The organism is Citrobacter sp. R4 (assembly GCF_026719175.1).
GTDB lineage: Bacteria > Pseudomonadota > Gammaproteobacteria > Enterobacterales > Enterobacteriaceae > Citrobacter_A > Citrobacter_A sedlakii.
This window is the reverse complement of sequence record NZ_JAPPSU010000002.1, coordinates 430,093-452,826: the sequence shown is the minus strand read 5'-3', so window position 1 is coordinate 452,826 and position 22,734 is coordinate 430,093. Positions and strand designations below refer to the sequence as shown.

The 22,734-nt window shown below is 54.3% G+C and carries 24 protein-coding genes and 3 tRNA genes; 8 read left to right on the top strand and 19 right to left on the bottom strand.

Features of this window, described 5'->3' with window-relative positions:
• Window positions 1–38: 38 nt before the first annotated feature.
• From OOJ60_RS07705 to OOJ60_RS07650, 12 genes are all read right to left on the bottom strand, one after another.
• Entirely contained in the window at window positions 39–1,004 is a 966-nt protein-coding gene (locus OOJ60_RS07705) for a Csu type fimbrial protein (RefSeq protein WP_042292293.1), read from the bottom strand.
• The gene (locus OOJ60_RS07700; protein WP_205612345.1) at window positions 995–3,211 is read right to left on the bottom strand and encodes a fimbria/pilus outer membrane usher protein; all 2,217 of its coding nucleotides are present in this window, start codon (window positions 3,209–3,211) and stop codon (window positions 995–997) included. Before OOJ60_RS07700 ends, OOJ60_RS07705 begins: the two co-directional genes overlap by 10 nt.
• Window positions 3,195–3,950 carry a fimbrial biogenesis chaperone gene (locus OOJ60_RS07695; RefSeq protein ID WP_205612344.1) on the bottom strand — a complete coding sequence of 252 codons (756 nt, stop codon included), beginning with the start codon at window positions 3,948–3,950 and terminating at the stop codon, window positions 3,195–3,197. The genes OOJ60_RS07700 and OOJ60_RS07695 overlap by 17 nt, the downstream gene beginning before the upstream one ends.
• Window position 3,951: 1 nt before the next feature.
• Window positions 3,952–4,458 carry a Csu type fimbrial protein gene (locus OOJ60_RS07690; RefSeq protein WP_205612343.1) on the bottom strand — a complete coding sequence of 169 codons (507 nt, stop codon included), beginning with the start codon at window positions 4,456–4,458 and terminating at the stop codon, window positions 3,952–3,954.
• Between the two features lie 10 nt (window positions 4,459–4,468).
• Window positions 4,469–5,020, bottom strand: coding sequence for a helix-turn-helix domain-containing protein (locus tag OOJ60_RS07685; RefSeq protein WP_205612342.1), 552 nt, complete (start codon window positions 5,018–5,020; stop codon window positions 4,469–4,471).
• On the bottom strand, window positions 5,017–5,661 hold the full coding sequence (locus OOJ60_RS07680; protein WP_060570317.1) for an EAL domain-containing protein: 645 nt from the start codon (window positions 5,659–5,661) through the stop codon (window positions 5,017–5,019). Before OOJ60_RS07680 ends, OOJ60_RS07685 begins: the two co-directional genes overlap by 4 nt.
• 185 nt (window positions 5,662–5,846) lie before the next feature.
• Window positions 5,847–8,138, bottom strand: a complete 2,292-nt coding sequence (gene opgB, locus OOJ60_RS07675) for a phosphatidylglycerol--membrane-oligosaccharide glycerophosphotransferase (RefSeq protein WP_205612341.1) — start codon at window positions 8,136–8,138, stop codon at window positions 5,847–5,849.
• 276 nt (window positions 8,139–8,414) lie between these two features.
• Window positions 8,415–8,909 carry a DUF2501 domain-containing protein gene (locus OOJ60_RS07670; protein WP_072015037.1) on the bottom strand — a complete coding sequence of 165 codons (495 nt, stop codon included), beginning with the start codon at window positions 8,907–8,909 and terminating at the stop codon, window positions 8,415–8,417.
• A 152-nt stretch (window positions 8,910–9,061) separates the two neighbouring features.
• Complete coding sequence (gene dnaC / locus OOJ60_RS07665; RefSeq protein ID WP_205612340.1) at window positions 9,062–9,799, bottom strand: DNA replication protein DnaC; 738 nt, start codon at window positions 9,797–9,799, stop codon at window positions 9,062–9,064.
• A 2-nt stretch (window positions 9,800–9,801) separates the two neighbouring features.
• Window positions 9,802–10,341, bottom strand: coding sequence for a primosomal protein DnaT (gene dnaT / locus OOJ60_RS07660; RefSeq protein ID WP_205612339.1), 540 nt, complete (start codon window positions 10,339–10,341; stop codon window positions 9,802–9,804).
• Window positions 10,342–10,437: 96 nt separating this feature from the next.
• The gene (locus tag OOJ60_RS07655; protein WP_042292271.1) at window positions 10,438–10,911 is read right to left on the bottom strand and encodes a threonine/serine exporter; all 474 of its coding nucleotides are present in this window, start codon (window positions 10,909–10,911) and stop codon (window positions 10,438–10,440) included.
• Window positions 10,902–11,678: a threonine/serine ThrE exporter family protein gene (locus tag OOJ60_RS07650; RefSeq protein ID WP_042292269.1), complete on the bottom strand. Its 777-nt coding sequence runs from the start codon at window positions 11,676–11,678 to the stop codon at window positions 10,902–10,904. Before OOJ60_RS07650 ends, OOJ60_RS07655 begins: the two co-directional genes overlap by 10 nt.
• Window positions 11,679–11,972: 294 nt before the next feature.
• Between OOJ60_RS07650 and pobA the strand changes: the two genes are divergently transcribed.
• From pobA to bglJ, 4 genes are all read left to right on the top strand, one after another.
• A complete protein-coding gene (gene pobA, locus OOJ60_RS07645) occupies window positions 11,973–13,157 on the top strand; it encodes a 4-hydroxybenzoate 3-monooxygenase (RefSeq protein ID WP_205612338.1) in 1,185 nt (394 codons plus the stop codon).
• Between the two features lie 15 nt (window positions 13,158–13,172).
• On the top strand, window positions 13,173–14,066 hold the full coding sequence (locus OOJ60_RS07640; RefSeq protein WP_060570313.1) for a helix-turn-helix domain-containing protein: 894 nt from the start codon (window positions 13,173–13,175) through the stop codon (window positions 14,064–14,066).
• A 250-nt stretch (window positions 14,067–14,316) separates the two neighbouring features.
• Window positions 14,317–15,039, top strand: a complete 723-nt coding sequence (locus OOJ60_RS07635) for a helix-turn-helix domain-containing protein (protein ID WP_205612337.1) — start codon at window positions 14,317–14,319, stop codon at window positions 15,037–15,039.
• A complete protein-coding gene (gene bglJ, locus OOJ60_RS07630) occupies window positions 15,000–15,632 on the top strand; it encodes a DNA-binding transcriptional activator BglJ (RefSeq protein ID WP_060570311.1) in 633 nt (210 codons plus the stop codon). The genes OOJ60_RS07635 and bglJ overlap by 40 nt, the downstream gene beginning before the upstream one ends.
• A 46-nt stretch (window positions 15,633–15,678) precedes the next feature.
• Here bglJ and OOJ60_RS07625 read toward each other — a convergent pair whose 3' ends face one another.
• On the bottom strand, window positions 15,679–16,137 hold the full coding sequence (locus OOJ60_RS07625) for a YbaK/EbsC family protein (RefSeq protein ID WP_199957216.1): 459 nt from the start codon (window positions 16,135–16,137) through the stop codon (window positions 15,679–15,681).
• A gap of 234 nt (window positions 16,138–16,371) precedes the next feature.
• Between OOJ60_RS07625 and OOJ60_RS07620 the strand changes: the two genes are divergently transcribed.
• A complete protein-coding gene (locus OOJ60_RS07620; RefSeq protein ID WP_042292252.1) occupies window positions 16,372–17,721 on the top strand; it encodes a PTS sugar transporter subunit IIC in 1,350 nt (449 codons plus the stop codon).
• 25 nt (window positions 17,722–17,746) lie between these two features.
• On the opposite strand, the gene fhuF is transcribed toward OOJ60_RS07620, so the two are convergent.
• Both fhuF and OOJ60_RS07610 read right to left on the bottom strand, forming a co-directional pair.
• Entirely contained in the window at window positions 17,747–18,535 is a 789-nt protein-coding gene (gene fhuF / locus OOJ60_RS07615; protein ID WP_042292249.1) for a siderophore-iron reductase FhuF, read from the bottom strand.
• Window positions 18,536–18,648: 113 nt separating this feature from the next.
• Entirely contained in the window at window positions 18,649–19,713 is a 1,065-nt protein-coding gene (locus OOJ60_RS07610; RefSeq protein WP_205612336.1) for a diguanylate cyclase, read from the bottom strand.
• 205 nt (window positions 19,714–19,918) lie between these two features.
• Between OOJ60_RS07610 and OOJ60_RS07605 the strand changes: the two genes are divergently transcribed.
• A complete protein-coding gene (locus OOJ60_RS07605) occupies window positions 19,919–20,194 on the top strand; it encodes a DUF1435 domain-containing protein (RefSeq protein WP_042292378.1) in 276 nt (91 codons plus the stop codon).
• Window positions 20,195–20,231: 37 nt separating this feature from the next.
• Here OOJ60_RS07605 and OOJ60_RS07600 read toward each other — a convergent pair.
• From OOJ60_RS07600 to rsmC, 4 genes are all read right to left on the bottom strand, one after another.
• Window positions 20,232–20,318 (bottom strand) — tRNA-Leu (locus OOJ60_RS07600).
• Window positions 20,319–20,350: 32 nt separating this feature from the next.
• A tRNA-Leu gene (locus tag OOJ60_RS07595) sits at window positions 20,351–20,437 on the bottom strand.
• A 28-nt stretch (window positions 20,438–20,465) separates the two neighbouring features.
• Window positions 20,466–20,552 (bottom strand) — tRNA-Leu (locus OOJ60_RS07590).
• Window positions 20,553–20,770: 218 nt separating this feature from the next.
• Window positions 20,771–21,799 carry a 16S rRNA (guanine(1207)-N(2))-methyltransferase RsmC gene (gene rsmC, locus OOJ60_RS07585; RefSeq protein ID WP_199957212.1) on the bottom strand — a complete coding sequence of 343 codons (1,029 nt, stop codon included), beginning with the start codon at window positions 21,797–21,799 and terminating at the stop codon, window positions 20,771–20,773.
• Window positions 21,800–21,901: 102 nt separating this feature from the next.
• Between rsmC and OOJ60_RS07580 the strand changes: the two genes are divergently transcribed.
• Together OOJ60_RS07580 and rimI are read left to right on the top strand one after the other, a co-directional pair.
• A complete protein-coding gene (locus OOJ60_RS07580) occupies window positions 21,902–22,315 on the top strand; it encodes a DNA polymerase III subunit psi (protein ID WP_042292241.1) in 414 nt (137 codons plus the stop codon).
• Entirely contained in the window at window positions 22,284–22,730 is a 447-nt protein-coding gene (gene rimI / locus OOJ60_RS07575; RefSeq protein WP_042292239.1) for a ribosomal protein S18-alanine N-acetyltransferase, read from the top strand. Before OOJ60_RS07580 ends, rimI begins: the two co-directional genes overlap by 32 nt.
• The last annotated feature ends 4 nt before the right edge of the window (window positions 22,731–22,734 follow it).

Sequence of the window (22,734 nt, the reverse complement as noted above, 5' to 3'; positions counted from 1 at the left end):
GTTATCGGTAACATTGATCCAGACCGGTATTAAACAGATTAATAAGTGAGCGTTACGACAACATCGTCGCTGAACTCACCTGTGCCGGTTAAGGTTTGCGCCGGTACGCTGCCGTACACCGTCACATCCTGAATGCTGCCGTTATGATGGTCCATTTCCAGCGTATTGTTGCCGATCTGGTCTCCCCAGGGGCGGCTCATGGCGGCATCCTGCCAGAGGTTATACGTGAGGCATTGCTGTTGCGAATTGCACATCTGGCGGTTTTGCCCGCGCGCATGTTCTCCGACGCTAAGCCCCAGGGAATAGCGCGTGCCGACAGGACAACGGGCACGGATCGATGCCGTTGAGTTCACCTGGCCGCGTAATGCGGTGCTGTTTACCACGCCAAAGTTGAGCGGCGAGACATTCTGGATGAAACAGCTGTCTGACAGAGTTGCACTGGCGTGTGAGGCGCTGTCGATGGCTTCGCCTTGTGATACGCCGTCCTGACAGGCAGTGAGCGCCTCGGGGCGGGTGGCGCTATTCCACGTTAATTTCAGTCCGAGGGCATAGTTAAAATAACTGCGCACCGGCAGGTTGTTCTGCCCGGCGGGGATCTCCGCGTTTAAGGGAAAACTGCCGCTGCCGACCTGATTGCCGCCCACCGTTAGCGGCGTTTGCAGCGCGCGACCCGCCGTTTGCGCGGTAAGCGGCCGGGTATTGTCCACGGCGCTGTACAGGTTAAACAGCATCGTGTACGCCTTGCCTTCCTCATCGCCGTTGGAGGTCATCTTAAACGGGCTGGCCTCAAGGCTGCTCAGGCAGACGTTGAAGTAGCGCGTTTCGCCGAAATCGGCATAGCAACTGAAATGGACGCTGGCATGCGTCGTACTGGCGCTACCGGTCACCAGTGTACCAAACGTGACGCCTGCGCCCTGGGTTATCCAGCATTTGCTGGCGCTGGCGTTAAAAGCCGACAGAATAAACAGCAGTAGCGCGAACAGCGGGCGCTGGCTTACAGACACGACAGCTCTCCCAGATTAACCGGACCAGCCTGCGGTTCAGAGGCGGGCAGACGGATCTGGCAGCGTCCTGCCGGCTGTTGTATCTCCAGTTTTCCCGGCATGGGCGGATTTTCCAGCCAGATAAACCCGTCGCGTCCGACAATCGTGGCGCCGTCGGGAGTATTGACCCTGCTGCCCATCGGAAGCGGATGACGCTGTTTATCCACTACCTTTGCCGTGACTAACCGCGAACGGTGGACGTGAAAGTCGACCTTCACCGCTTCGGTGACGCCCGGCGCGGCGTGGATATCCGTCATCGGCGTCACCACGTCCGGCGGCAACCTCAGCGGATCCAGGGTAATTTTGCTCTGGTGGTAGCGAGGCAGATCGGTCAGCAGCAGAAAGCCATTTTCATCGGTTTCGCCCGCAGGCCGGTTTTCGATGGCGATGGGGATATGACCTATGCCGTTAGTGGTGATCAGCGCCATGCCCTGCTGATTGTAGCGCAGCGCATAGGCGTGTTTTTCCAGGAGCATCAGGGAGCCTTCGCCGGTGAGGTAGCGGCTGTTCTCGCGGTTGTCGCGATCCAGACCAACGCGCCATTCGCCATAGCGGCTCAAATGCCCAAGTTCCGCATGCTGCTGCCTGAGCTGACCGTCGCTGCGGGCAAGCTGCCAGGACCAGCCGCCCTGCAGGTCATCAGGTTGATGGCGATAATCCCAGCGAGTTGCGGTCTGGCGGGTCTGGAACGACACCGTGTCCCGCCTTCCCAGTGGCAAAGAGAGCAGAAGCTGAACGGTTTTGTCGCCATTGCTGAGTGAATGGCTATAGCCCAGCGTGGCAGAAATCCGGTTATCAAAGGTACGCGACCAACTGGCATTGATGTAGCGTACGCTGTCCTGCCGCACCCAGCCCGCACCGAGTGTGCCCCAGTCCGGTAACGCCTGGCTGAGCCACAGGCTGTCGCTGCGGCTGACGGGCAGACTTCCGCTGACCCGGGCAATATCAGACCAGTCGTCGCTGCTGCGGCTGGTGTTCAGCGAAAAACCGCTGCCCTGCGCGTTCCACTGATAGCCCAGCCCCCATTTCACGCCGTTGCCCACCTTTCCCTGGCTGGTCGCCAGATGACCGCTGAGCACCCCGGCGCGTGGCGAGGGTAGCCAGTCGCTGGCGATGCCGATATTGTGCGCCTGTCGATGCTGCTCGCTATGGACGCCCAGCGTCAGTTGGTTGCTGACCCCGTAGCGCCATCCCGCATCCAGTAGCGGGGATGCGGCGTAATCGTTTGAGTGTTCGGTATAATTTTCCCGTAGCCAACCGATATCCAGCGAATGGCTGCTCATCCCTTTCGCCAGCATGTCTGGCGTACCGTATACGTCGAGAGTGACCTCTCGCCGCTGTCCATTGATGTCGGTGATCACCACCTGCGCCTGCCCGCGACCAGAAAAGGTCGGCATCGTATCCAGAACGTAGTTGCCCGGCGCGACCCGCTGGCGGCTTTGTCGCAGGCCGTCAATGTACAAATCGACCGTTGACGGCAAAACCACGCTGTCGCTGAATTCTGCCCGTGGCGCGGTATTCAGCCGGGGATCAAGCTGAAAGTTGCGCGACAGATGCAGCCCGGCAAACCGTACCTGGCGGCTCCAGCTTACCCCGGTGGTGATGGCGTCACCGAGCGTCAGGCTGGTTAACGACTGCGGCATATCGTATTGCCAGGCGGTCATCAGACGGGTATGGCGGGTGCGCGCGTCATTCTGCCCTTGCTGAATGCGGCTGTTCATGCTGCTGCTTAGTTGGCCAGGCAGCCATCCGGAGCTTTGCATCCGGCTCTGGACGCTTGCCTGTCGTTCCGTTGCGCTTTCGCTGGCGTACAGTGAATAGTCGAGAGAGAGCGTCCCCATGGTTTCCGCCTGCGGCAGCACCTGTGACGATGGGGGCGGCTGGCTGACCAGATGCTGACGATGGTTTAATGCCGACGGTTTGAGCGTTAGCGACAGATGCTGTTGCAGAGGGTCAAACTCCGCCTTAATGTCCTTGCGAGAAGCGAGATTGATCCAGGGGCGACTGTCATCGTTCAACGCGATCCCCAGAGATTTCGCGTCGCGGCTGGCGAGCCAGAGAGCGTTATCCTCAACGCGTACCGCCCAGAGTCCGTCGTGAACATAATGGTTAACGGTAATGGACAGGTACAGCGTGGTTTTCGCAGAGGGTTCAGCGTGGAGTGTCATGGGCAGTAGCCACAGCAGCAGGATGTACCTTAAGCAGGCTGGCTTCAGTATTTTCATTCAGATAGGCGCGCAGGGCGGATAGCAGGCGACGGTGATCGCGTTTAAACGGAAGCATGAACCGCTGTCCTGCCAGTACATAACCCGCCAGACCCGGGAGTGTTTCTATGGGGCGGCCATCGTTCGCCAGCGCCTGAACGTTACTCAGACGAATATGCGATGTTCCGCGGTTTTGGCACCAGATATCCGTCTCTTGCTGCGCGCAGGCGAGCTGCGAAATGTCATCCAGCGCCGCGTTGTGTTCCGCTGCGATAAACAGCGGGATCGAATAGCGCAACAGAAAATGGACGCCGGTATGGCTGGCGCCAGCGGCGGAAAGCCCTGGCAGTTCGTCGATCTGCAGGCGAAAGCTCTGTTCATGCGCGTGTAAGCCTGGGTTTAGTACCACGATGCGCACCAGTTGCTGTTGTCCGGGCTCCAGTGAGGCCACCGCCGGGCTGCTGACGATGTCGTCGGTCAGCGTGAGGACGTCTTTACCGTCGTCCTGCGTCCAGTCATAGATTCGCACCTGCGCGTGAATCGGCGTATCGCCTGTGTTGGTGAGATACAGGGCGGCGGCGCGCTGATGTGGGTTAAGATTCAGCGTCACGGGGGCGACCTGTAACGTGGCGGACTCGGCGTAACGGCTTAACAAACCGAGGATAGCCAGACAAAACAGCGTCAACAGAAATAGCCAGCGCATATTAGTACACCAGATTCAGCGTCACATCATCGCTGTATAAACCGGCTCTGGCCTCGGCCAGCGCGCCAGCCTCAATGACGCCGTAGAGGGTTTCTGACTGCGTTTGACCGTTACCCGTGCCTTCGATGCCGCCGCTGGCGTTTACCGGCGTTTTCTTACTTTCGTCGGCATACAGCTTATAGGCGATATTTTTCGCGCCGAGGCTACTGTCTTCTGCTTTCAGCCAGAATGTTCCATCGTTTTCGCTGTCGGCGCTGGCGGCAGAAAGCGAAAACGGCGTACCGTTAGTGCACAGCACGCTGAGCTGCGTACTGGCCTGAATCTCGTTGGTTTCGTCGGAACCGTGGCGAGAAAAATTCAGATCGTTAGCCTGCAGCGTGCAGGACTTCAGCACCTCCAGCGAGACGTGCAGCGTGGCGCTGGCCGTGCTGTCAGCCCACGCCAGCGGCGCGACAAGTGCGGATAAACTGAGACAAAGCGCCGGGAGCGCGCGGGAAGAACTTTTCATGTTTTCGTCCTTACGATGACAGGTAAAGCGAACGGCTTTCCATCAGATGCATTTTTCGATGCAGTTCCGCCAGCGTATGGCAATGAAACTTGACCATCGCGTTGCGTCTATGGGTGTAAATGGTTTTCGGCGATTTGTTCATCATTTCGGCAATTTTCACGGTGGAAAATCCCTTAATGATCAATAAACAAACGCTCACTTCTGTTCGGGTCAGTGGCGCATCTCTCTGGATCGTGCGGCGAAAATCAGGGTGACGGAGATGATTGGCAAACTGCTTTAGCGTCAGAGTGTCATGGATTACGCAGACGTTTTCAGGCGGCAGGATTTGCTGCACTTCGCGCAGACGGTTGTCAGGGGTGACGACCAACCATCTTCTGCTGCTGGCGTCGTTAAGCATCGTTTCGCGTAGCTGAAACAGACTCTTACTGGAGAGATCGTTGTGCCAGGCAATCGACAGTTGTGGTTCGCCCATCTCGCGGATTAAGTGGCGTAACCCTGACCAGAGATAGTAGTTGTCGCTGTATACAATGAGCTGATAACGCTCTGCAAATGAGGGAATCATAGTGCTGGTTTATTCCAGAGATAACCCTGGCCGTAATGCGCCGTAGAGCGGCAGGCTAATTCGTAATCGTTGACGGTCTCAATGCCTTCTATCAGCACTTCTTCCGCAATCTGTCGGCAACGCTGAGCCAGCTTCAACAGCGGAGTTTGCTGTTCGCGACCGGCCCAGAAGGCGTGTTTGTCGATTTTCGCACCGGAAAAGGCGTAGGCCTGTTCGAGCAGGCAGGTGAGAATGTCGTCATGGACATCGTCGGCCCAGACGGCAATGCCCATTTGACGAAGGGTGGCGATGCGCTCACGTAGCCTGCGGCTTTCGTCAGGGCTGAGCGCTCGGAGACGCTCAAGGTCTGTGAGTTCAATGGCAATCTTTTCCGGCTGATGCACTTCCGCTGCCAGGCGTTCTATGAACCCCTCGCTCAGCAGCACATCCTCACTGGCGTTGAGATAATATTTACCCGTCTGCGTTGTTTGCAGGACGTGAGTGAGCTGAGCAAAAAAGAGGCTGAACCTGTCCTGCAACGATAAGTGACTGAAAAAATGCTCCAGGTCTACCTCATCAGGGGCGGTGGACAACACCTCCCAGGCGATAACGTTTTCACTTTGTAAAACGCGGATAGATTCGAATTTATAACCTGTAAGCATGATAACCGGCGCGTTCGCTTGCCCTGAAAATGAATGTCGGGAAAGCGTAAGGGATTATCTTTCTGCAGGATATTTATAAATATAATTTCTATTTATAAGGTTATTATGACTGGTTTTTTATTTTTTTATAGGTTTATATTTTGTGTTTAAGGGTTAAAGGCGGAATATTATCCCGACTGATAATGTTAGCTTTGGCCGTTAACCACTTTGATTTCCACCATCCCAATACCGAGCTTACGCGGTGAGTGGCCGAGGATATTGCCTTCGTTTGTGGAAACCGGTTCAGGCGGAACAATCACCAGCGTATCCGCCTCGGAGGGGTTTTCAAAATGAAGCGTGGTGGTGGTGACGTCATGACCTAATACCAGCGTCTGCTCTTGCTTGCCAACCCGCACCGGAATTGGGCGGTTAGCGTTGTCGCCGAATGCCTTCGCGGTGATCACCAGGTCAAATTTTTTCGGCAGCGGCTGCTTGTATTCGATTTTCACCTCATCGCCGAGCTGGGCGTTCGACCAGCGTCCCCACGATTCCGGGCGGGAAATCCCGCTGAACTGCTTCACTTCTTCCGGCGCGCCAGCCACGTTGAAGACAAAACTGTCGGCTTTGTAGCGGATGTCGTTATCAACGATCTTCAGCGTGTCGACGTTGCCTTTATAACGTTCCATGTCGATGAGGGTCTCGTTGAATGCCGTTTTGCCTTTCCACTGCGCTTTGTCGACATGTTGTACGATTTGCTGACCGCCAAGCTGTCCTTGCGACACGCACCAGTCAGTCGAAAGCGCCAGTTCCGGCGCCCACAACTGGCCCATCTTGTAGCAGCGATCGACCCAGACGAAGTTATCTCGCGGGGCGAAATCGGCAAGCTGGAAGCGCAGCGGTGCGGAGTATTCACTTTCCGGCAGCGGCTCGACACGCTTGTCGGAGACCCGCAGCAGCAGCGGCAGACGGAAATGACTGCCGGAAAAAGCGATCATGTTTTTATCCCGATCGACGGTGAACGTTTTCATCTCTTTCGGGAAGTTCCACAAACGGATAACGTCCGGCTTCATCGACAGGATTTTTTCTTTGCTGTTAAGGAAGATTTCGGACAAGGACCGACCGGATAAGCTGCTGCGGCCAAGACCGATAAAGTTATCGCCGCCGAGAATATCCAGCACCGTTGCGCCGTTATCCATGGTGTTACGCTTGACCGCCAGCGTCTCCTGCTGCGGCTTGTCGCCACGCAGCACAAAGAACAGATTATTACGATCCTGCTTGTTCAGGTATTTCCATGCGGTGTTGTTCATAGCCAGATGGTCAGAAGAGACCACGATAACGGTGTCTTTAAACCATGGTGACGCTTTGATTTTCTGGATAAAGGCGGCAATGTTTTCCTGGCTGCAGCTTACCGCGCTGAATGACTGGTTCGGCTTACCGTCAAAATCGTAGCGCTTACGATTACAGGTGCGCGAAATAAAGCCATCCGGGTGATGGGTATCGACCGTTAGGGTAAACAGTGAGAAACGCTGGCCGGAACGGGACAGTTCTTCAAACTTCTTCCACGCTTCGTCCAGCACCGTATCGTCGTAAAAGCCCCAGTCGTTGCGGTAGGCCGGATCTGCCACCACGTTTTTTAACTCCTCCGCGCCATACAGATGGTCAAAGCCGTGGGATTTCAGAAATACGTCTTTTCCGGCAAAACGCAGGTTGGCGCCCTGGACAAAATAGTTCTGGTAGCCTGAGTTTTTCAGGATATCCCCCAGACAAATATTCTGCGGGAAGAAACTGGAAACGGACGCCGAGGCGTTACCTTCAAACGGGGCGAACAGCGGAATGCCGCACTGCGAAGCGACCATTCCGGCGATGGTGTAGTCGGTGCCCGGCAGTTGTTGAGTGTGGCTAAAGTCCAGCCCTTCATTTTTCAGCGCCCCCAGTTCCGGGGTCAGATCCGGAAAAGCGTCGTTATCGAAATACGTACGTTCGAGGCTTTCACCATAGATGTAAACCAGATTCAGCTTCGGGTCAGGAATACGCTTCGCAGGCTCTTTATAGTATGTCGCGAAATCAGGATCGCCATCGCGGGTCTGGGATTTTACCAGTTCGGTGATCTGGCGAAAGGCCGGGCTGGCATCCACTGAACCGAGGGCCAGCAGCAATGCCAGCAGGCTGTAGCCAAAATGGTGCGGGTGGTGGCGACGACGGCGCAGCACCCAGCCCAGCGCGCTAAAGACCGCCACTAACGCCAGCGCAATGCCGACGCCTGGCAGGATGTACTTGCCCACGCCTGCGCCCGTCAGACTGTTGGTCAACGTATAGAGCACTGCGTCGTTAATGCCGTCACCGGTAAAATAGTCGCTGGCGTAGAGCGTGATATTTAAAATCACAAACAGCCCCAGCACGGTTAATGTTGCGGCAAACCACCAGGTGTTGCGACCCGCTTTCCACGCATAAATGAATACGGAAGCGAGAAACAGAACGATGGAAAGTAACTCAGACAACAGACGATCCTCACGAATAGCCTTCTTGCAGAAAGGCGCTTAACCAGGCGTTGGCTGGCAGTGAATCTTTTTTCAGGAAGTACAATGTAATGGGGTTGTCACTTAGCTGCAATTCTAGTGACATATTAATGCGATGTTATTCAGAATTGGTTTAGAAATAGACTTTTTTGATCGCCGTCACTTCCCGCTATACGGGGGACGAGAGGGGGGAGATAGATAAAAAGAAGCGGCAAACGCCGCGCCAGCCGGGAGACAGCTGAAACGCGGCTTCTGGCGTCAGGAAATGAAGTTCATTCCCTGCTTTAGCACCAGGTCACAGGCTTTCGTTTTCACTTTTTCCGCCAGCGGCGTGCTGCCGATAGTGTTGAGGTTAAGTTGTTGGCCGTCTTTGGTATTCAGCAGACCCTGAATGCCGTCCAGATAGTGAGTGTCCTGCTTCTGCTCTGTCGCACCCAGCCCGAGTTTATCCAGTACCTGATTTTTCACGTTTTCCGCGTCGGTTACCGAGGCCAGTTTCTGCTTCGCGCAGTACTGTAAAATACCTGCGGCGTTGTTCATATTGTTCGCGCTCAGCGCCTGATTGCCGCCGTTAAGCAGGCTGGTCAGGGAAGAAAGCGACGTTCCGCTCTGGGAAGAAGAGGCGCTTTGCTTGCTCAGTTCATTGGCGGCGCTGGAAAGCGACTCCTGCCAGGAGGCGGCAAAGGTGCTGGTGGCGATAAACACGCTGGCGGTTACCGCGCAGCCCAGAAGGTATTTAGCTGTTTTCATCATACTGACTCATGTAAGGAAGTTATCGGTATGGCGGATTACCCGGCCTGATGACATGAATCGCAGACCGGATAAGCGTAGCGCCATCAGGCACGTTTAGCGCAGTATAGCGCTGTGAAAGGTAAGAATGGTCTTAGAACCCGCCCATCAGGCTATTAATACTCTTTACCGGTGACCCGGCTGCGAAAGCTGTCCCAGTTGAAGATCACCCACAGGCTGTTGCCGAGTCGCATACGATCCATCACCCGCTCGCCCAGCAATTTGGTCATTTCCTCCATGTTGCTGTTAGTGAGCATGCCGGTCGGACGCTTGGAGGAAGAGCGCCGATCGACGATCTGATTAATGATCACTTTTTCGTAGCGTGACTCTGTCTGTACGCCGATCTCGTCGATCACCAGCAGATCGACGTTACTGAGATCGTTTAGCAACTGCTCTTCACTGGTTTCCCGGTTGCTGAAGGTCTCTTTCATCGCGGACATAATATCCGCGACGGTAATGATCAGCACCGATTTGCCGCGCAGCAACAGTTCATTGCAAATGGCTGCCGCCAGATGATTCTTTCCGGTTCCCGGCTTGCCCGAAAAGATAAAGCTGGCGATGTTGCCGTCAAATTCTTCAACGTACTGGCGCGCTTTGCTGAGCGCGTTCATCTGTCCTTCACATTCAACATGATAGTTATCGAAGGAGCAGTTTTGATGCAATGGACGAATGCCGGAACGGTTAAAGGTACGCTGCATTTTCATCGCCCGGTTTTCGCGGGCCAGCGCCGCTGCGCGGATTTCACCTTGCTGTTTCTGCCATGCCAGCAGATCTTCACCCGTTTTGAATGCAGGTTCGATGTGTGCTGGCATCATTTTTTGCAGACGTTTCATCAGATCGCCAACGTTTTTCATTGTTACCCTCTAAAACCCGGTGGAATTTGATTGTCAGGTTCGCTGACCGTGTTGACGTCCCGCTTCGGTAACCCGCCGTTGCTGGCGCGGCCTATCTGTACGCTGCGCGCCAGTTTTTGCTGCCACTGGACATGATGAAAGACTTTCCCTTCCGCCTGCCAGTAAGCCACGAACGCGGCCAGCTCTTCGGCGGTGACCGGCTCGCGTAGCGCCACGCCCCAAAGCGCAGCCTGACGCTGAAAGTCGTCGTCCGGGCGCCAGTCGGGATACATCGCAAATTTCCCCAGCGGCACGCTAACCGGCACCGGCTGCGGCTCTTCATACAGCTGAGCGTCCAGCGTCACGTCGCAACCCGGACGGGCTAGTTTGTCTTCAAGCGCCAGCAGTTCCGCCAGACGCGCCGGGGTGACCGCGTAAAAGGCCGGGGCGTTATTGGCGAACACCGCTACCGCGCCGCCTTCGGATTTTGCCAGCACCGTCTGGTGGTCATGTAATAGGGCGTCAATACCAATGACGTCCGGGGTTAAAATTCTGGATGACATAACGTTTCTCAATACGGACTGCAACCGAGAAGGGACTCTGCTTCTATAGTAACACACCGGGGCGGGCGAGCGGCAGGGAGGAACCTGCCGCCAGGATTATACGCGTGGACGCTTGCGGTAAAGCCACAGGCCGGGTACCGACAGGCCGATCGACAGCGCGCCGACAATCGACGACGCCTTGAGGAAATTGGTCAGCAACGTGATCATCAGCGCCTCGCTGTAACCAAAGTGGCTGATTTTTACCGCGGAGATCATCGCCGTGTAGGCGGAAATGCCGGGGAACATCGGGATCACCGCCGCAACGGTAAACACTTTTGGATGCGCCAGATACCAGCGCGACCATTGAATGCCGATGCTGCCGATCAGCAGTGAGGCGACAAAAGTCGACCACTCAATATTGAAACCCGCGCTCATCATCACCATGCGCGAGCCGTGTCCGAGTGCGCCAAGCAACGCACACCAGGGCAGCGCGCGGTGCGGCACGTTAAACACCATCGCGAAACCCATCGCCGGTATGGCGGAAAGCGCCATGTCCTGCATCAGCGCGAGAATAAAATCGATTATACCCATCCGCGAAGCCCCCACAATGTTAATGCCATAACCACCCCCACGCAGGTCGCCAGCGTCAGCAGGCTGGCGATAGCCCAGCGCGCCAGCCCGGTGTTGATGTGCCCCTTGAACATATCCGCTACGGCGTTGATCAGTGGAAAACCAGGCACCAGCAGCAGGACGCTGGCGGCCATCGCCACCGTGGGCGTCAGGCGGAAGGCCGGCAGGTGCAGCAATAAACCGGAAATTGTGGTGGCGACAAATGCCGTAATACAAAAGTTGATCTGCGGATGCAGATGGCGGTGCGCCAGCAGCTGTCGGATATACATCGCGACCATGCTGGCGATGAAGGTGATCGCCGCGCCGTCCCAGCCGCCGTTGTTCAGCTTACAGAAACAGGCGCAGGACAGGCCGACCATCAACGAGACCAGCCACCGCGGGTAACGTAACGGTCTGAGCTGGCTAAAGCGCTTCTCGACGCCTTTGTAATCCAGCAACTTATGTTCAGCGAGGATCACAATATGTTGAACCTCTGTCACCACATGCATGTTGATCCCGCGGTCCTGGTTTTTACGCGTTGAGGTCAGGCATTGCCCGTCTTTGATGGTGGTCAGGACAATGGCGTTTGAGGAGATAGCGCTTTCCACGCTGTCCATGCCCAGTGCCAGGCCGAGGCGGGTGGAGAGTTCATCAACCAGCGCGCTTTCCGCACCGTGTTGCAGTAAAAAAAGCCCGCACTGAATGCACAACCGTGTAACCGTTCGCTGAAATGACTGCTCTTCTTGCATGACTCGCCCTGACTGAAAAGACGCGTTGCGTACTGACTGATGACGAAAGACTTCTTTGTATCATGAAGCGGACGTTTTTTGGCTCCCGCTGAGATCAATCTTTATGTTGAAAAAAGAGCCAGTTCTCTGCAGATGAGAATTTGAACTGCGCCACACTTTTATCAAATCGGTGAAAAGTGCAATTTTTGTCCGCATTTTGACCTTCTTTTTCGTCGCGTGCTTATCAAAAATGCAATTTGAAACTTTTAATCAACATTGTTTAAACAAATAATCAACTATCAGCTGGGGGACGCGATGAAAACTCAGGTCGCCATTATTGGCGCAGGGCCTTCCGGCCTGTTGCTCGGGCAATTGCTGCATAAGGCGGGGATCCGCACGCTTATCATTGAACGCCAGACGCCGGAGTATGTGCTTGGCCGGATCCGCGCGGGCATTCTGGAAAGCGGGACCGTAGAACTTTTGCGCGAAGCGGGAGCCGCCCGACGCATGGACAATGAAGGGCTGGTACATCATGGCGTTGAGTTTATCTTCGACGGTAAACGTATCCCTGTGGCGCTGAGCGAATTAACCGATGGAAAAAGCGTGATGGTTTACGGCCAAACGGAAGTCACTCGGGACTTAATGCAGGAACGTGGCGAATGTGGAGCGCCCACGATTTATGGCGTGCAGCAGGTAGACATTCACGACGCCAAAAGCGATCGCCCGTACGTCACGTTTGAAAAGGAGGGGGAGAAGTGTCGTGTGGATTGTGACTTCATCGCCGGTTGCGATGGTTTTCACGGCGTCTCGCGGCAAAGTATTCCGCGCGAGGCGATCCGCGAGTATGAAAGTCTTTGGCCTTTTGGTTGGCTGGGGCTGCTCTCCGACACGCCACCGGTGAATCCGGAGCTGATTTACGCCCATCATGAACGCGGGTTCGTGCTCTGTAGTCAGCGCTCACTAACAAGAAGCCGTTACTATTTGCAGGTGCCGCTTAGCGAGCAGGTTGAGGCCTGGAGCGATGAGCGCTTCTGGGACGAACTCAAACGGCGGCTGCCGGACGGATTAGCGCAAAAGGTAGTGACGGGTCACTCACTGGAAAAAAGTATCGCGCCGCTACGCAGCTACGTCGTGGAACCAATGCAGTATGGTCGGCTGTTCCTGGTTGGCGACGCGGCGCATATCGTTCCGCCCACCGGGGCGAAGGGCCTGAATCTTGCCGCCTCGGATGTGAACTATTTATGGCGTATTCTGACGCAATATTACCAGCATGGGCGGGGCGACCTGCTGGCAAGCTATTCACGCCTGGCCCTTAACCGGGTCTGGAAAGGGGAAAGATTCAGTTGGTTTATGACTCACCTGCTGCATGATTTTCAGGACAAGAGCGATTTCGACCGCAAGATGCAGGAGGCGGATCGGCAATATTATCTTGGGTCTGTCGCCGGACTGACGACCATTGCGGAAAACTACGTCGGGCTGCCATACGAAAAAGTGGGTTAACGAGAAGGAGAGAAGATGCCGTTCACTGATGGGGTTCCCGTTTTCAAACTGTATGGCGAACAACAGGGGTGGCCGACGCCGGAATTGCTGCACTGTGAGTCGATCCATCAGCGCAGCAGCCTGCATGAATGGCACATCCGGGTGCACCAGCACGCCGAGATTGTCCAGCTTCTCTATTTGCACCGGGGGGAGGCGACGATCGAGGTTGAAGGACTCTCGACGGTCATGCGGGAGCCCTGCCTGCAGGTGGTGCCTGCGCTGTGCGTGCATGGCTTTCGTTTCTCACCGGGAACCCAGGGCTATGTGCTCTCGCTTGCCCTGCCGCTGATAAGCCGCCTGGAGGCGCAGTTTCCACAGCCGCTCTCTTTGCTCAGCGCCCCGCAGTGCGTGCCGGTGGGACACTCCCGTGGCCATATTCACAGCCTGTTTTCGGCGTTACGTAAGGAATACCAGACGGATCACGAGGCGCGGGAAATGATGCTGTTTGCGTTGCTGAGCGCGCTACTGGTCTGGCTGCGTCGGCAACATCGCCCGGCAATACAACAGGACGACAAACTGGCGCGCAGACGTAGCGCAATGCGTCTTTTTGCGCGCCAGATCGAAAGTCATTATCGCGAGCACCTGCCGCTGGGGGAATATGCACGTCGGGTGGGACTCTCCGCGAATTACCTTAATCAGTTATGCCGTGAATTTCATAATTGCAGTGCATTAATCGTCGTGCATCAGCGCATCATGCTGGAAGCCAAACGCAGTCTGCAATATACCAGCATGACCATCAACCAGATCTCAGATTACCTGGGGTTTAGCGATGTGACTTACTTTTCGCGTTTCTTTAAAAAAAATGAAAATATGTCGCCTAAAGCATTTCGTGAATTAATGAAACAAATCCGTTATCTCAAAAAGGATTAGTAATGCTAATTTATAATTTAAGAATATTTTAATGTCTCATTCTGGATTTATGGTTAAATATTGACGGGGCAGGATTGCATTATACTACGTGGATAGTTGTATAATCGCCCCTATGAATTCTGAAAGAAAACCAGGGATTAACAATTCATACTGATTATTGTTATGTTTATTTGTATTGCGTTGAATAATCTTTTTCTGCGCAAAATGCAAAAATAACAGGGCGATAACGGCTATGGGATGTGGAGGATATATGTTGCCAGGATGCTGCAAAAACGGAATTATTATCAGCAAAGTACCGGTCATTCAGGCTGGACTGAATGGGGTGATGCATCGGCATTTCCCGGAATATGACGTCTCCACCTGTCGCGCTGTCGACGAACTTACGTTATTACAACTTCGTCGTTCTAACGTTGTCATCGCCGATCTTACCGGAGAGTGCCGCCATCCGCGCACTATCTGTGAACAGTTCTCCACCCTGATCTCTCAGTATCGCGATATCCATTGGGTTTTTCTCGTCTCACGCGCCTGGTATCCGCAGGCGGTGGAATTGCTAATGTGCCCATCCAGTACGCTGCTGTCCGATGTGGAACCGATTGAAAACCTGGTCAACACCTTGCGTGCAGGCAGCAAACATCCTGACAGCGTGAGCCAAACGTTGCTGTCGCCAGAACACGTCGAGCACGCGGAATTTGGTTCGCGTTCTATTATCTTAACGCTCTCCGAGCGGAAAGTGCTGCGCTTGTTAGGCAAGGGATGGGGCATCAATCAGATCGCGATGCTGCTAAAGAAAAGTAATAAAACCATCAGCGCCCAGAAAAATAGCGCGATGCGCCGTTTATCAATCAACAGCAACGCTGAGATGTACGCCTGGATTAACAGTTCTCAAGGAGCGAGAGAGCTGAATTTACCTTCTGTATATGGAGATACGCCAGAATGGAAAACCGAAGCTATGCGGGAAATGTCGCACTCATAGAAAAATGTGTTATGAGCGGTATTGGTATTCAGGATTTATTTAAAACAAATACTGAATATCACTATAAACTGCACCTTTACTCGACACGAGATGAATTTCTACAGGCGATGAACACAACGACATTTTCTGCCGTTATTTTCTCGCTTTCTTCAATCAGAAAAGATCGCCGGATGGGGTTAATGTGTCTGGCTGAACTGGCCACCAATTTTCCCCGTATGCGACGTCTGGTGATTGCCGATGATAACGTCGAAGCGCGATTAATCGGCGCGCTGTCGCCGTCGCCGCTGGACGGCGTTCTCAGTAAAGAGGCGTCGCTGCCGGTATTACAGGAAGCATTATTTACGGCGCTTAGCGGTACCCGCCGAATTAATGAAAGTAATCATAATCTCTGGTATCTCACACAGAGCCGGATGCTCAGCCCTACTGAGCGTGAAATTTTGCGTTTTATGTCCCACGGTTACTCTATGCCTGAAATCGCCGTTGAGCTTGAGCGAAATATTAAAACCATTCGGGCGCATAAATTTAATGTGATGTCGAAACTGGGCGTCAGTTCGGACGCCGGTTTGCTGAATGCGGCGGATATTCTGCTGTAGGCGCGGGAATCGCGCTTCTCTTAAGAGTAATGCGTACGGTTGACCTTCACTGGCAGACATCCACCCAGGTCGCTGAGGTCAGTTCAGCCATCCGTTCTGGTGAAATGCGGATAGCGCTATGGATTGCGCCAGCGGCGGGAAGCACTTCGGTATACGTCTTTAGCGACACATCACAATAAACCGGTAACGGCGTCTCCAGGCCAAACGGGCAAACGCCGCCAACCGGGTGACCCGTCGCGTTCACCACTTCATCACAACTGAGCATTCGGGCCTTCGCGCCAAAGGTACTTTTAAGTTTTTTATTGTCCAGTCGCGCGTCGCCTTTCGCGACGATCAGTACGATCGTGTCTTTGACTTTTAGCGACAGGGTTTTTGCGATCTGTCCCGGTTGCACATTGTGCGCTTTTGCCGCGAGATCAACCGTGGCGGTGCTTTGGTCTAATTCAATGATTTCAATATCGGGCGCATGTTCGGCCAGAAACTGCCGTACGGATTGCAAACTCATTCTTTTCTCCTGATACCATTCGACGGTTTTCCAGTGTGTGCAAAACCGCTGGCGTAATTTGTCATAAGACAGGCGCCGCTGTAAATATTTTAATGTAACAAACCAGTAACATAGACGTTTTTTCGATCCTCTTCACATTCACGGAAACCGGTTACCGTAACCGGTTGCAGTACGGGAAAGGGCGATTAATACTGCAGTTGTCACTTCCTCTGTATCACATAAAAAGAGCCACTTATGAAATCTACCAACCATGCAGTCTTTAATGTGATTTTCCGGTTCGTCGAAAACTACGTCAGCCCTGTCGCGGGGCGTATTTCCTCACAACGTCATGTCATGGCTATTCGCGACGGCTTTATTTCTGCGATGCCGTTTATGATTGTTGGATCGTTTCTGTTGGTTTTCGCCTATCCGCCGTTTTCCCCCGACACCACCTGGGGTTTTGCCAGAGGCTGGTTGGATCTGGCAAAGCAGTTTGAAGGACAAATCCTTACCCCGTTCGATATGACGATGGGGATCATGTCTATCTACATCTGCGCGGCGATTGCGTACAACCTCGGAAAACACTATGCGAAGTCACATCAGCTTGATCCCTTTATGTGCGCAATGCTGGCGATTATGGCTTTTTTATTGATCGCCGCGCCAAAAACGAAGGGGACGTTGCCGGTTGACAGTCTTGGCGGTACAGGTATTTTTACGGCGATTCTGGTGGCGATTTATTGCGTTGAGATGATGCGTTTTCTGAAGACGCATAACATCGGGATTCGCTTACCGGATCAGGTGCCGCCGATGATCAAAAACTCCTTCGATCTGTTGATCCCCGTGCTGGTCGTTGTGTTGACGTTGTATCCACTCAGCTTGCTGATCCAGGCGCAGTTCGACATGTTGATCCCGCAGGCGATCATGGCCATCTTTAAACCCCTGGTTTCGGCAGCCGATTCGTTGCCGGCAATTTTATTGGCGGTGCTGATTGGGCATCTGCTGTGGTTTGCGGGCATCCATGGCGCGGCGATCGTCTCCGGGATGCTGCAAATGTTCTGGCTGACCAATCTCGGCATGAACCAGACGGCGCTGGCGCAGGGCGCGCCGTTACCGCACATTTTTATGGAGGCGTTCTGGACCTTCTTCATTGTCATTGGCGGTTCAGGAGCGACGATGGGGCTGGTGATTTGTTACCTTCGCAGCCGTTCCGTACATCTGCGTTCGATTGGTCGTTTAAGCGTGGTGCCCAGCATCTTCAATATCAACGAACCGGTGATATTTGGTACGCCCATCGTGATGAATCCAGTGTTCTTCATTCCTTTTCTGCTGGCGCCAATGGTTAACGCCATCATCGCATGGGCAGCCATGCAGTTTGATCTGATTGGTCGGGTGATTTCGGTGGTGCCGTGGACGGCGCCTGCGCCGGTGGGGGCGGCATGGGCATTAGGCTGGGATTATCGCGCGGCGATCCTGGTGGTGCTGTTGGCGCTGGTCTCCGCCATTATCTACTTCCCCTTCTTTAAGGTATATGAGAAGCAGTTACTGGCGCAGGAAGCGGAAGAAGCGCAGCGAACTGACGCCGAAAGCGAGCAGATTGCGTTATAACGGTCCGGGAGCGAAAGCTCCCGGCTTATTTCAGCGTGCAGTCGCCGCATTGCTGCACGTCGGGCAGGCGGTATCGTTGGCAGCACGTGCGGCGTACCAGTACGCCTTCGCGCGGGACAACGGTCCGCCAGAGTGGGTTATCAGTGCCGCAGGAAAGCTGTTTTTCGAAGAAGCAGGCATGGCGAAGCGCGTGAAGTAACTCTTCGCCAAGCAGCGGTTTCATCTCGTTGAGGTACCAGTGAATAAGGTAACCGGTATTGCTCCAGATGAGTTTACCGTTAATTTCGCCCGTGGCCTCAAGAGCCTGGACGACAGGCGTTAGCGCCTGTTTGATCAGGATTTCAATGCGCATCTGCGGAGAGCATTCCGTCGCCTGACGATCCGGATGAACGTCAATCCAGAAGCACGCGGCGCGACCCGTTTCATGAAACTCCACGTGCACATGCTCGGGAGAGACATCGATGGCCGTTTCCTGCGTTAATAAGGCAAGCATCAACGGCGGCACCATCAGACCGATATACCACTGCGCCCACAGCGATAGCAGTGGCTTGTTTTCTCGCGGCTGCGTGGGCTGGTTGCGATAAATATGGTCGGAATAGACCGCCAGCAATGACTGCAGCTCATTTGGTCGACACCATTGCGCCAGAGTCATAGCAGACTGGGGAGCAGGTTCGTCCAGACGAATGAAATCCAGCAGGTGCTCGCGTGTCTGGGCGATAGTTGCGCGTACGGCCTCCGCCAGCGAAGGGCGCTGCGGCTGCAGAGGCGTTCGCCAGATGACGTTATCAATGACGGATGCGGAACGATAAGCCATAGTCTGGATAATAATCTAAATGATAATGATTGCCAATCCTAGCTATAGGCATAACCGATAGCAAGCGCTTTGTCAGGCTTGCTTCTCACGCCGCACGATTACACCATACCGCGTCAGGCGATACCGGGATCGCTGCTGGCTAAAATATGGTTACGTCCCAGATGCTTGGCTTTATAAAGCGCTTTGTCCGCACTGCTAATGGCGCTTTCGATCTCTCTGCCTGACAGCGGCGCGATACCGATACTGATCGTGACGTTGGTCGCAACGCTTTCATTAAACATATGTGGGATCTTAAGGTCATACACGCTTTGACGAATACGCTCAGCGGCGGCATGCGCCTGCTGCGGATCGGCTGCCGTCAGCAAAACCATAAATTCCTCGCCGCCAAAGCGAGCAACCACATCACGCGAACGTACGGCGTCGCGAATAGCCGCGGATACGCGCATCAGCGCCTGATCGCCCATCATGTGTCCGTAATGGTCGTTGTAGGCTTTGAAATGGTCGATATCGATCAGCAACACGTAATGCTCATCGGTATCCGTCTCAAGAAGGGTCTCCAGACGGTGTTGAAGTCCCCGCCGGTTGTATAACCCCGTTAAAGGATCGAGCATGCTGAGGTCGTTCAACGTCTCTTTTTCCGCCAACAGTTTGTACATCAGCTGCTGGGCGAAATCATCGTAACGTTTTTGGATTGCATGCTGAATCGCCACTCCCGCCATGGGCAACGCCAGGAAATAGAGGATCCGCAGGCCCTGTTCATTGTCGTTTAACCACAGGCAGACCAGTACGGAGGGCAGCGAGTGAAGCGTAAAAGCGACAATATTATTGGCAAATGAAATAGATCCGATGAATAAAACAGTCAGCAGCGCCATCAGCAGGAAAGTGTCGTCCGGAGAAGGGAGCTCGGTGTATTTCAACGTAATATGCGCCGCCCATAGCCCGCCAAACGCGAAAGAAACGATCGGTAAATTAATCCTTTTATTGGCGTATCTACCGTGCCACGCGAGGAGGGCCGCGCTCAGCGCCAGAATCACAATACCCGGCACTGAGACGGTTTTAATCTGATAGATCGGATAAGCAATAGCAAACAAAGCGGAAACGGCGTTAAGAAACAAAAACAGACGGAGAGAGAGCTGATATTTTTTAGCGCGCAGGGAAAGCCAGGATTGTGCAGTCATGTCTTAATTCATTATTTATCTAACAATTACACTGTTCAGGCCACGTGAAAAAAGCGAGAAGTCGCTCGCTCAAAGTAAGAGGTATTTGCTTTCTATGTTTACCGCTGCGCAATTTATCACCTTAAAGAATTCATGTCATCAATGCTTAAGTAAAGCTGATGTCAGGGTGTGCAACGGTGTGCTGACAAATGAGAAAGTTTATCATATGATATTGGTTATCATTATCAGTGTGAGAGGTGAAACCATGTTGCAACGGGCGCTGGGCAGTGGTTGGGGAGTATTACTGCCGGGGATCGTGATTGCCGGACTGGCGTTTGCCGATCTTTCCCTTGAGGTCTGGAAGACCATTATTGTATTAGGGCTATTACTCACTCCGGTGATGCTGTATCACAAACACCTGCGGCATTTTGTTCTGTTGCCATCATGCGTTGCGTTGATCGGTGGAATGATGCTGGTAATGATGAATTTGAATCAGGGATAAACAACAGGGAACAGCAGAAGGAAGGCCGTAAGATAATTGGTGCGAGGGGGGGGACTTGAACCCCCACGTCCGTAAGGACACTAACACCTGAAGCTAGCGCGTCTACCAATTCCGCCACCTTCGCACAGTCATCTTACTTTTTTGATATCGCCTCGTTGGTGCGAGGGGGGGGACTTGAACCCCCACGTCCGTAAGAACACTAACACCTGAAGCTAGCGCGTCTACCAATTCCGCCACCTTCGCCCAGTGCGAGCAATATCAACGTGGATTATGGTGCGAGGGGGGGGACTTGAACCCCCACGTCCGTAAGGACACTAACACCTGAAGCTAGCGCGTCTACCAATTCCGCCACCTTCGCATACCATCGATTCTTGAAAAGAATCGCTACCACGGAGGCGCATTCTAGTGGTTTTCAGCTTTTCGTCAATAGTTAATTGCGCACGCAAGCTCAATTGCTGGAAAAATGGGCGCTAACCGTAGCGTTGAACGCAGGCCGGATAAACAACGCGTTATCCGGCATCTGTAAACCATACCGGACGGTGCGCAGGCGCCTTAATCCGGCCAGGGATGACCAGACTATTTCTTCGCCTGGCGGGTCATAACGGTACGGTAGACCTTAAAGCGACCGGTCTGAGCGATGACCTCATGGAAGCCAAAGGTGTCGTCCAGCACCTGTGGGTAGGGCAGGAAGGCGTTAGCGACGATACGCAACTCGCCGCCGCTGTTCAGGTGGCGCACTGCGCCGCGAATCAGCGCCTGCGCCGCATCCAGGCTGGTCTGCATACCGTCGTGGAACGGTGGGTTGGAGATGATCATGTCAAACCGACCCTTCACTTCAGAAAAGACGTTGCTGGCAAACACCTCACCCTCAATGCCGTTGGCGGCAAGCGTTGCGCGGCTGGCTTCAACCGCGGGTGCGCTAACGTCGCACAGGGTTAAGCGCACCTTCGGCGAGTGGCTGGCCAGCGCGACGGAAAGCACGCCAGCGCCACAGCCGACATCCAGCACTTTACCCTTGGTATGCGGCGTCAGGGTGGAAAGCAGCAACTGGCTGCCCACATCCAGACCATCGCGGCTAAACACCCCCGGCAGGGTTTTGATGGTCAGGCCGTCAACGGCGTATTCGCCCCAGTATTTTTCTGCGTCAAAGACCGGCTGTTTTTCCAGACGGCCATGATACAGACCGCAGCGACGGGCGCTGTCGACTTTGTTCAGCGGCGCAAATTCCGCCAGCATCTGTTCAGCGCTGCGCACGCCGCTGCGGTTTTCGCCAACGACAAAAATATCGGTGCCCACCGGTAACAGCGACAGCAGATTCATCAGCTGGAACTGGGCTTCCGGTTTGTTTTTCGGCCAGTAGTAGATCAGCGTATCGCTGTCGGCCACGTCTTCAGCCTGGGCTACCAGGCTAAAACGGGCGCTGTCGCCCATCTGGCCGCTTAGCACCTGCCAGTGGTGAAACTGTTGGGTATGCACACGGCTGGCGGCGCTGGCAAAACGCGCGGGCAGGTCATCCTGCAAATCTCCGGCAAACAGAATACGGCTTTGTTCGAAATCATCACTGTGGCGCAGCAAGACTTCACTTGCCGGGGTAAAAGCAGACATGGAAGGCTCCTTAAGTTAATCAGCCGGGGATTATAGAGCGTAATTGGCGCAGTTTCGATGAATTTGCTATATTTGCGCCCTTGACAGACAGGAGCGTTTTACATGACATCGCGGCGAGACTGGCAATTGCAACAGTTGGGTATCACCCAGTGGTCACTGCGTCGCCCTGGCGCTTTACAGGGCGAGATTGCGATTACGCTTCCCCGGCACGTCAGCCTGGTGATCGTTGGCGACGATCTCCCCGCGCTGACGGAACCGCTGATGCGCGATATTCTTCGCGCGCTGCGCCTGACGCCTGATCAGGTATTACCGTTGACGCCCGACCGCGTGGTCATGCTGCCGCAGGGGAGCCGCTGCCACTGCTGGCGTCTCGGCAACGATGCGCCCGTCACGCTGGAAGGGGCGGTGATTTCAACGCCTTCATTTAATGAACTACAAACCAGCGCGCCCGCGCGCGCCGCGTTATGGCGACAAATCTGCACACATGAACACGATTTCTTCCCTCAGCCAGCGTGACTTACCCGCGGCGTTTCAGATTGAAAAGCGCGCCCACGCGTTTCCCTGGAGTGAACAGACATTTACCAGTAATCAGGGGGAACGTTATCTCAACTATCAGTTGACGATAGACGGACGCATGGCCGCATTTGCCATCACGCAGGTGGTAGTCGATGAAGCGACGCTGTTCAATATCGCGGTCGATCCCGACTTTCAGCGCCAGGGCGTAGGGAAAGCGCTGCTGGAACACCTCATTGATGAGCTGGAAAAACGCGGCGTCCTGACGCTGTGGCTGGAGGTTCGCGCCTCCAACGTTGCCGCCATCGCACTGTATGAAAGCTTAGGCTTCAACGAGGCAACGATTCGCCGCAACTACTACCCGACCGCCGACGGTCGCGAGGACGCCATCATAATGGCACTGCCAATCAGTATGTAAGAGA

Bases quoted from the DNA above. Each gene is read 5' to 3' on its own strand.
- OOJ60_RS07620 (WP_042292252.1), top strand. From the start codon at position 16,372: ATGAAATCTACCAACCATGCAGTCTTTAATGTGATTTTCCGGTTCGTC.
- OOJ60_RS07650 (WP_042292269.1), bottom strand. From the start codon at position 11,678: ATGCAAGAAGAGCAGTCATTTCAGCGAACGGTTACACGGTTGTGCATT.
- OOJ60_RS07695 (WP_205612344.1), bottom strand. From the start codon at position 3,950: ATGCGCTGGCTATTTCTGTTGACGCTGTTTTGTCTGGCTATCCTCGGT.
- rsmC (WP_199957212.1), bottom strand. From the start codon at position 21,799: ATGTCTGCTTTTACCCCGGCAAGTGAAGTCTTGCTGCGCCACAGTGAT.
- OOJ60_RS07690 (WP_205612343.1), bottom strand. From the start codon at position 4,458: ATGAAAAGTTCTTCCCGCGCGCTCCCGGCGCTTTGTCTCAGTTTATCC.
- rimI (WP_042292239.1), top strand. From the start codon at position 22,284: ATGAACACGATTTCTTCCCTCAGCCAGCGTGACTTACCCGCGGCGTTT.
- OOJ60_RS07625 (WP_199957216.1), bottom strand. From the start codon at position 16,137: ATGAGTTTGCAATCCGTACGGCAGTTTCTGGCCGAACATGCGCCCGAT.
- OOJ60_RS07605 (WP_042292378.1), top strand. From the start codon at position 19,919: ATGATATTGGTTATCATTATCAGTGTGAGAGGTGAAACCATGTTGCAA.
- OOJ60_RS07685 (WP_205612342.1), bottom strand. From the start codon at position 5,020: ATGATTCCCTCATTTGCAGAGCGTTATCAGCTCATTGTATACAGCGAC.
- OOJ60_RS07640 (WP_060570313.1), top strand. From the start codon at position 13,173: ATGCCGTTCACTGATGGGGTTCCCGTTTTCAAACTGTATGGCGAACAA.
- OOJ60_RS07680 (WP_060570317.1), bottom strand. From the start codon at position 5,661: ATGCTTACAGGTTATAAATTCGAATCTATCCGCGTTTTACAAAGTGAA.
- dnaT (WP_205612339.1), bottom strand. From the start codon at position 10,341: ATGTCATCCAGAATTTTAACCCCGGACGTCATTGGTATTGACGCCCTA.
- fhuF (WP_042292249.1), bottom strand. From the start codon at position 18,535: ATGGCTTATCGTTCCGCATCCGTCATTGATAACGTCATCTGGCGAACG.
- OOJ60_RS07610 (WP_205612336.1), bottom strand. From the start codon at position 19,713: ATGACTGCACAATCCTGGCTTTCCCTGCGCGCTAAAAAATATCAGCTC.
- pobA (WP_205612338.1), top strand. From the start codon at position 11,973: ATGAAAACTCAGGTCGCCATTATTGGCGCAGGGCCTTCCGGCCTGTTG.
- OOJ60_RS07670 (WP_072015037.1), bottom strand. From the start codon at position 8,909: ATGATGAAAACAGCTAAATACCTTCTGGGCTGCGCGGTAACCGCCAGC.
- dnaC (WP_205612340.1), bottom strand. From the start codon at position 9,799: ATGAAAAACGTTGGCGATCTGATGAAACGTCTGCAAAAAATGATGCCA.
- OOJ60_RS07635 (WP_205612337.1), top strand. From the start codon at position 14,317: ATGTTGCCAGGATGCTGCAAAAACGGAATTATTATCAGCAAAGTACCG.
- OOJ60_RS07700 (WP_205612345.1), bottom strand. From the start codon at position 3,211: ATGACACTCCACGCTGAACCCTCTGCGAAAACCACGCTGTACCTGTCC.
- bglJ (WP_060570311.1), top strand. From the start codon at position 15,000: ATGGAAAACCGAAGCTATGCGGGAAATGTCGCACTCATAGAAAAATGT.
- OOJ60_RS07655 (WP_042292271.1), bottom strand. From the start codon at position 10,911: ATGGGTATAATCGATTTTATTCTCGCGCTGATGCAGGACATGGCGCTT.
- OOJ60_RS07580 (WP_042292241.1), top strand. From the start codon at position 21,902: ATGACATCGCGGCGAGACTGGCAATTGCAACAGTTGGGTATCACCCAG.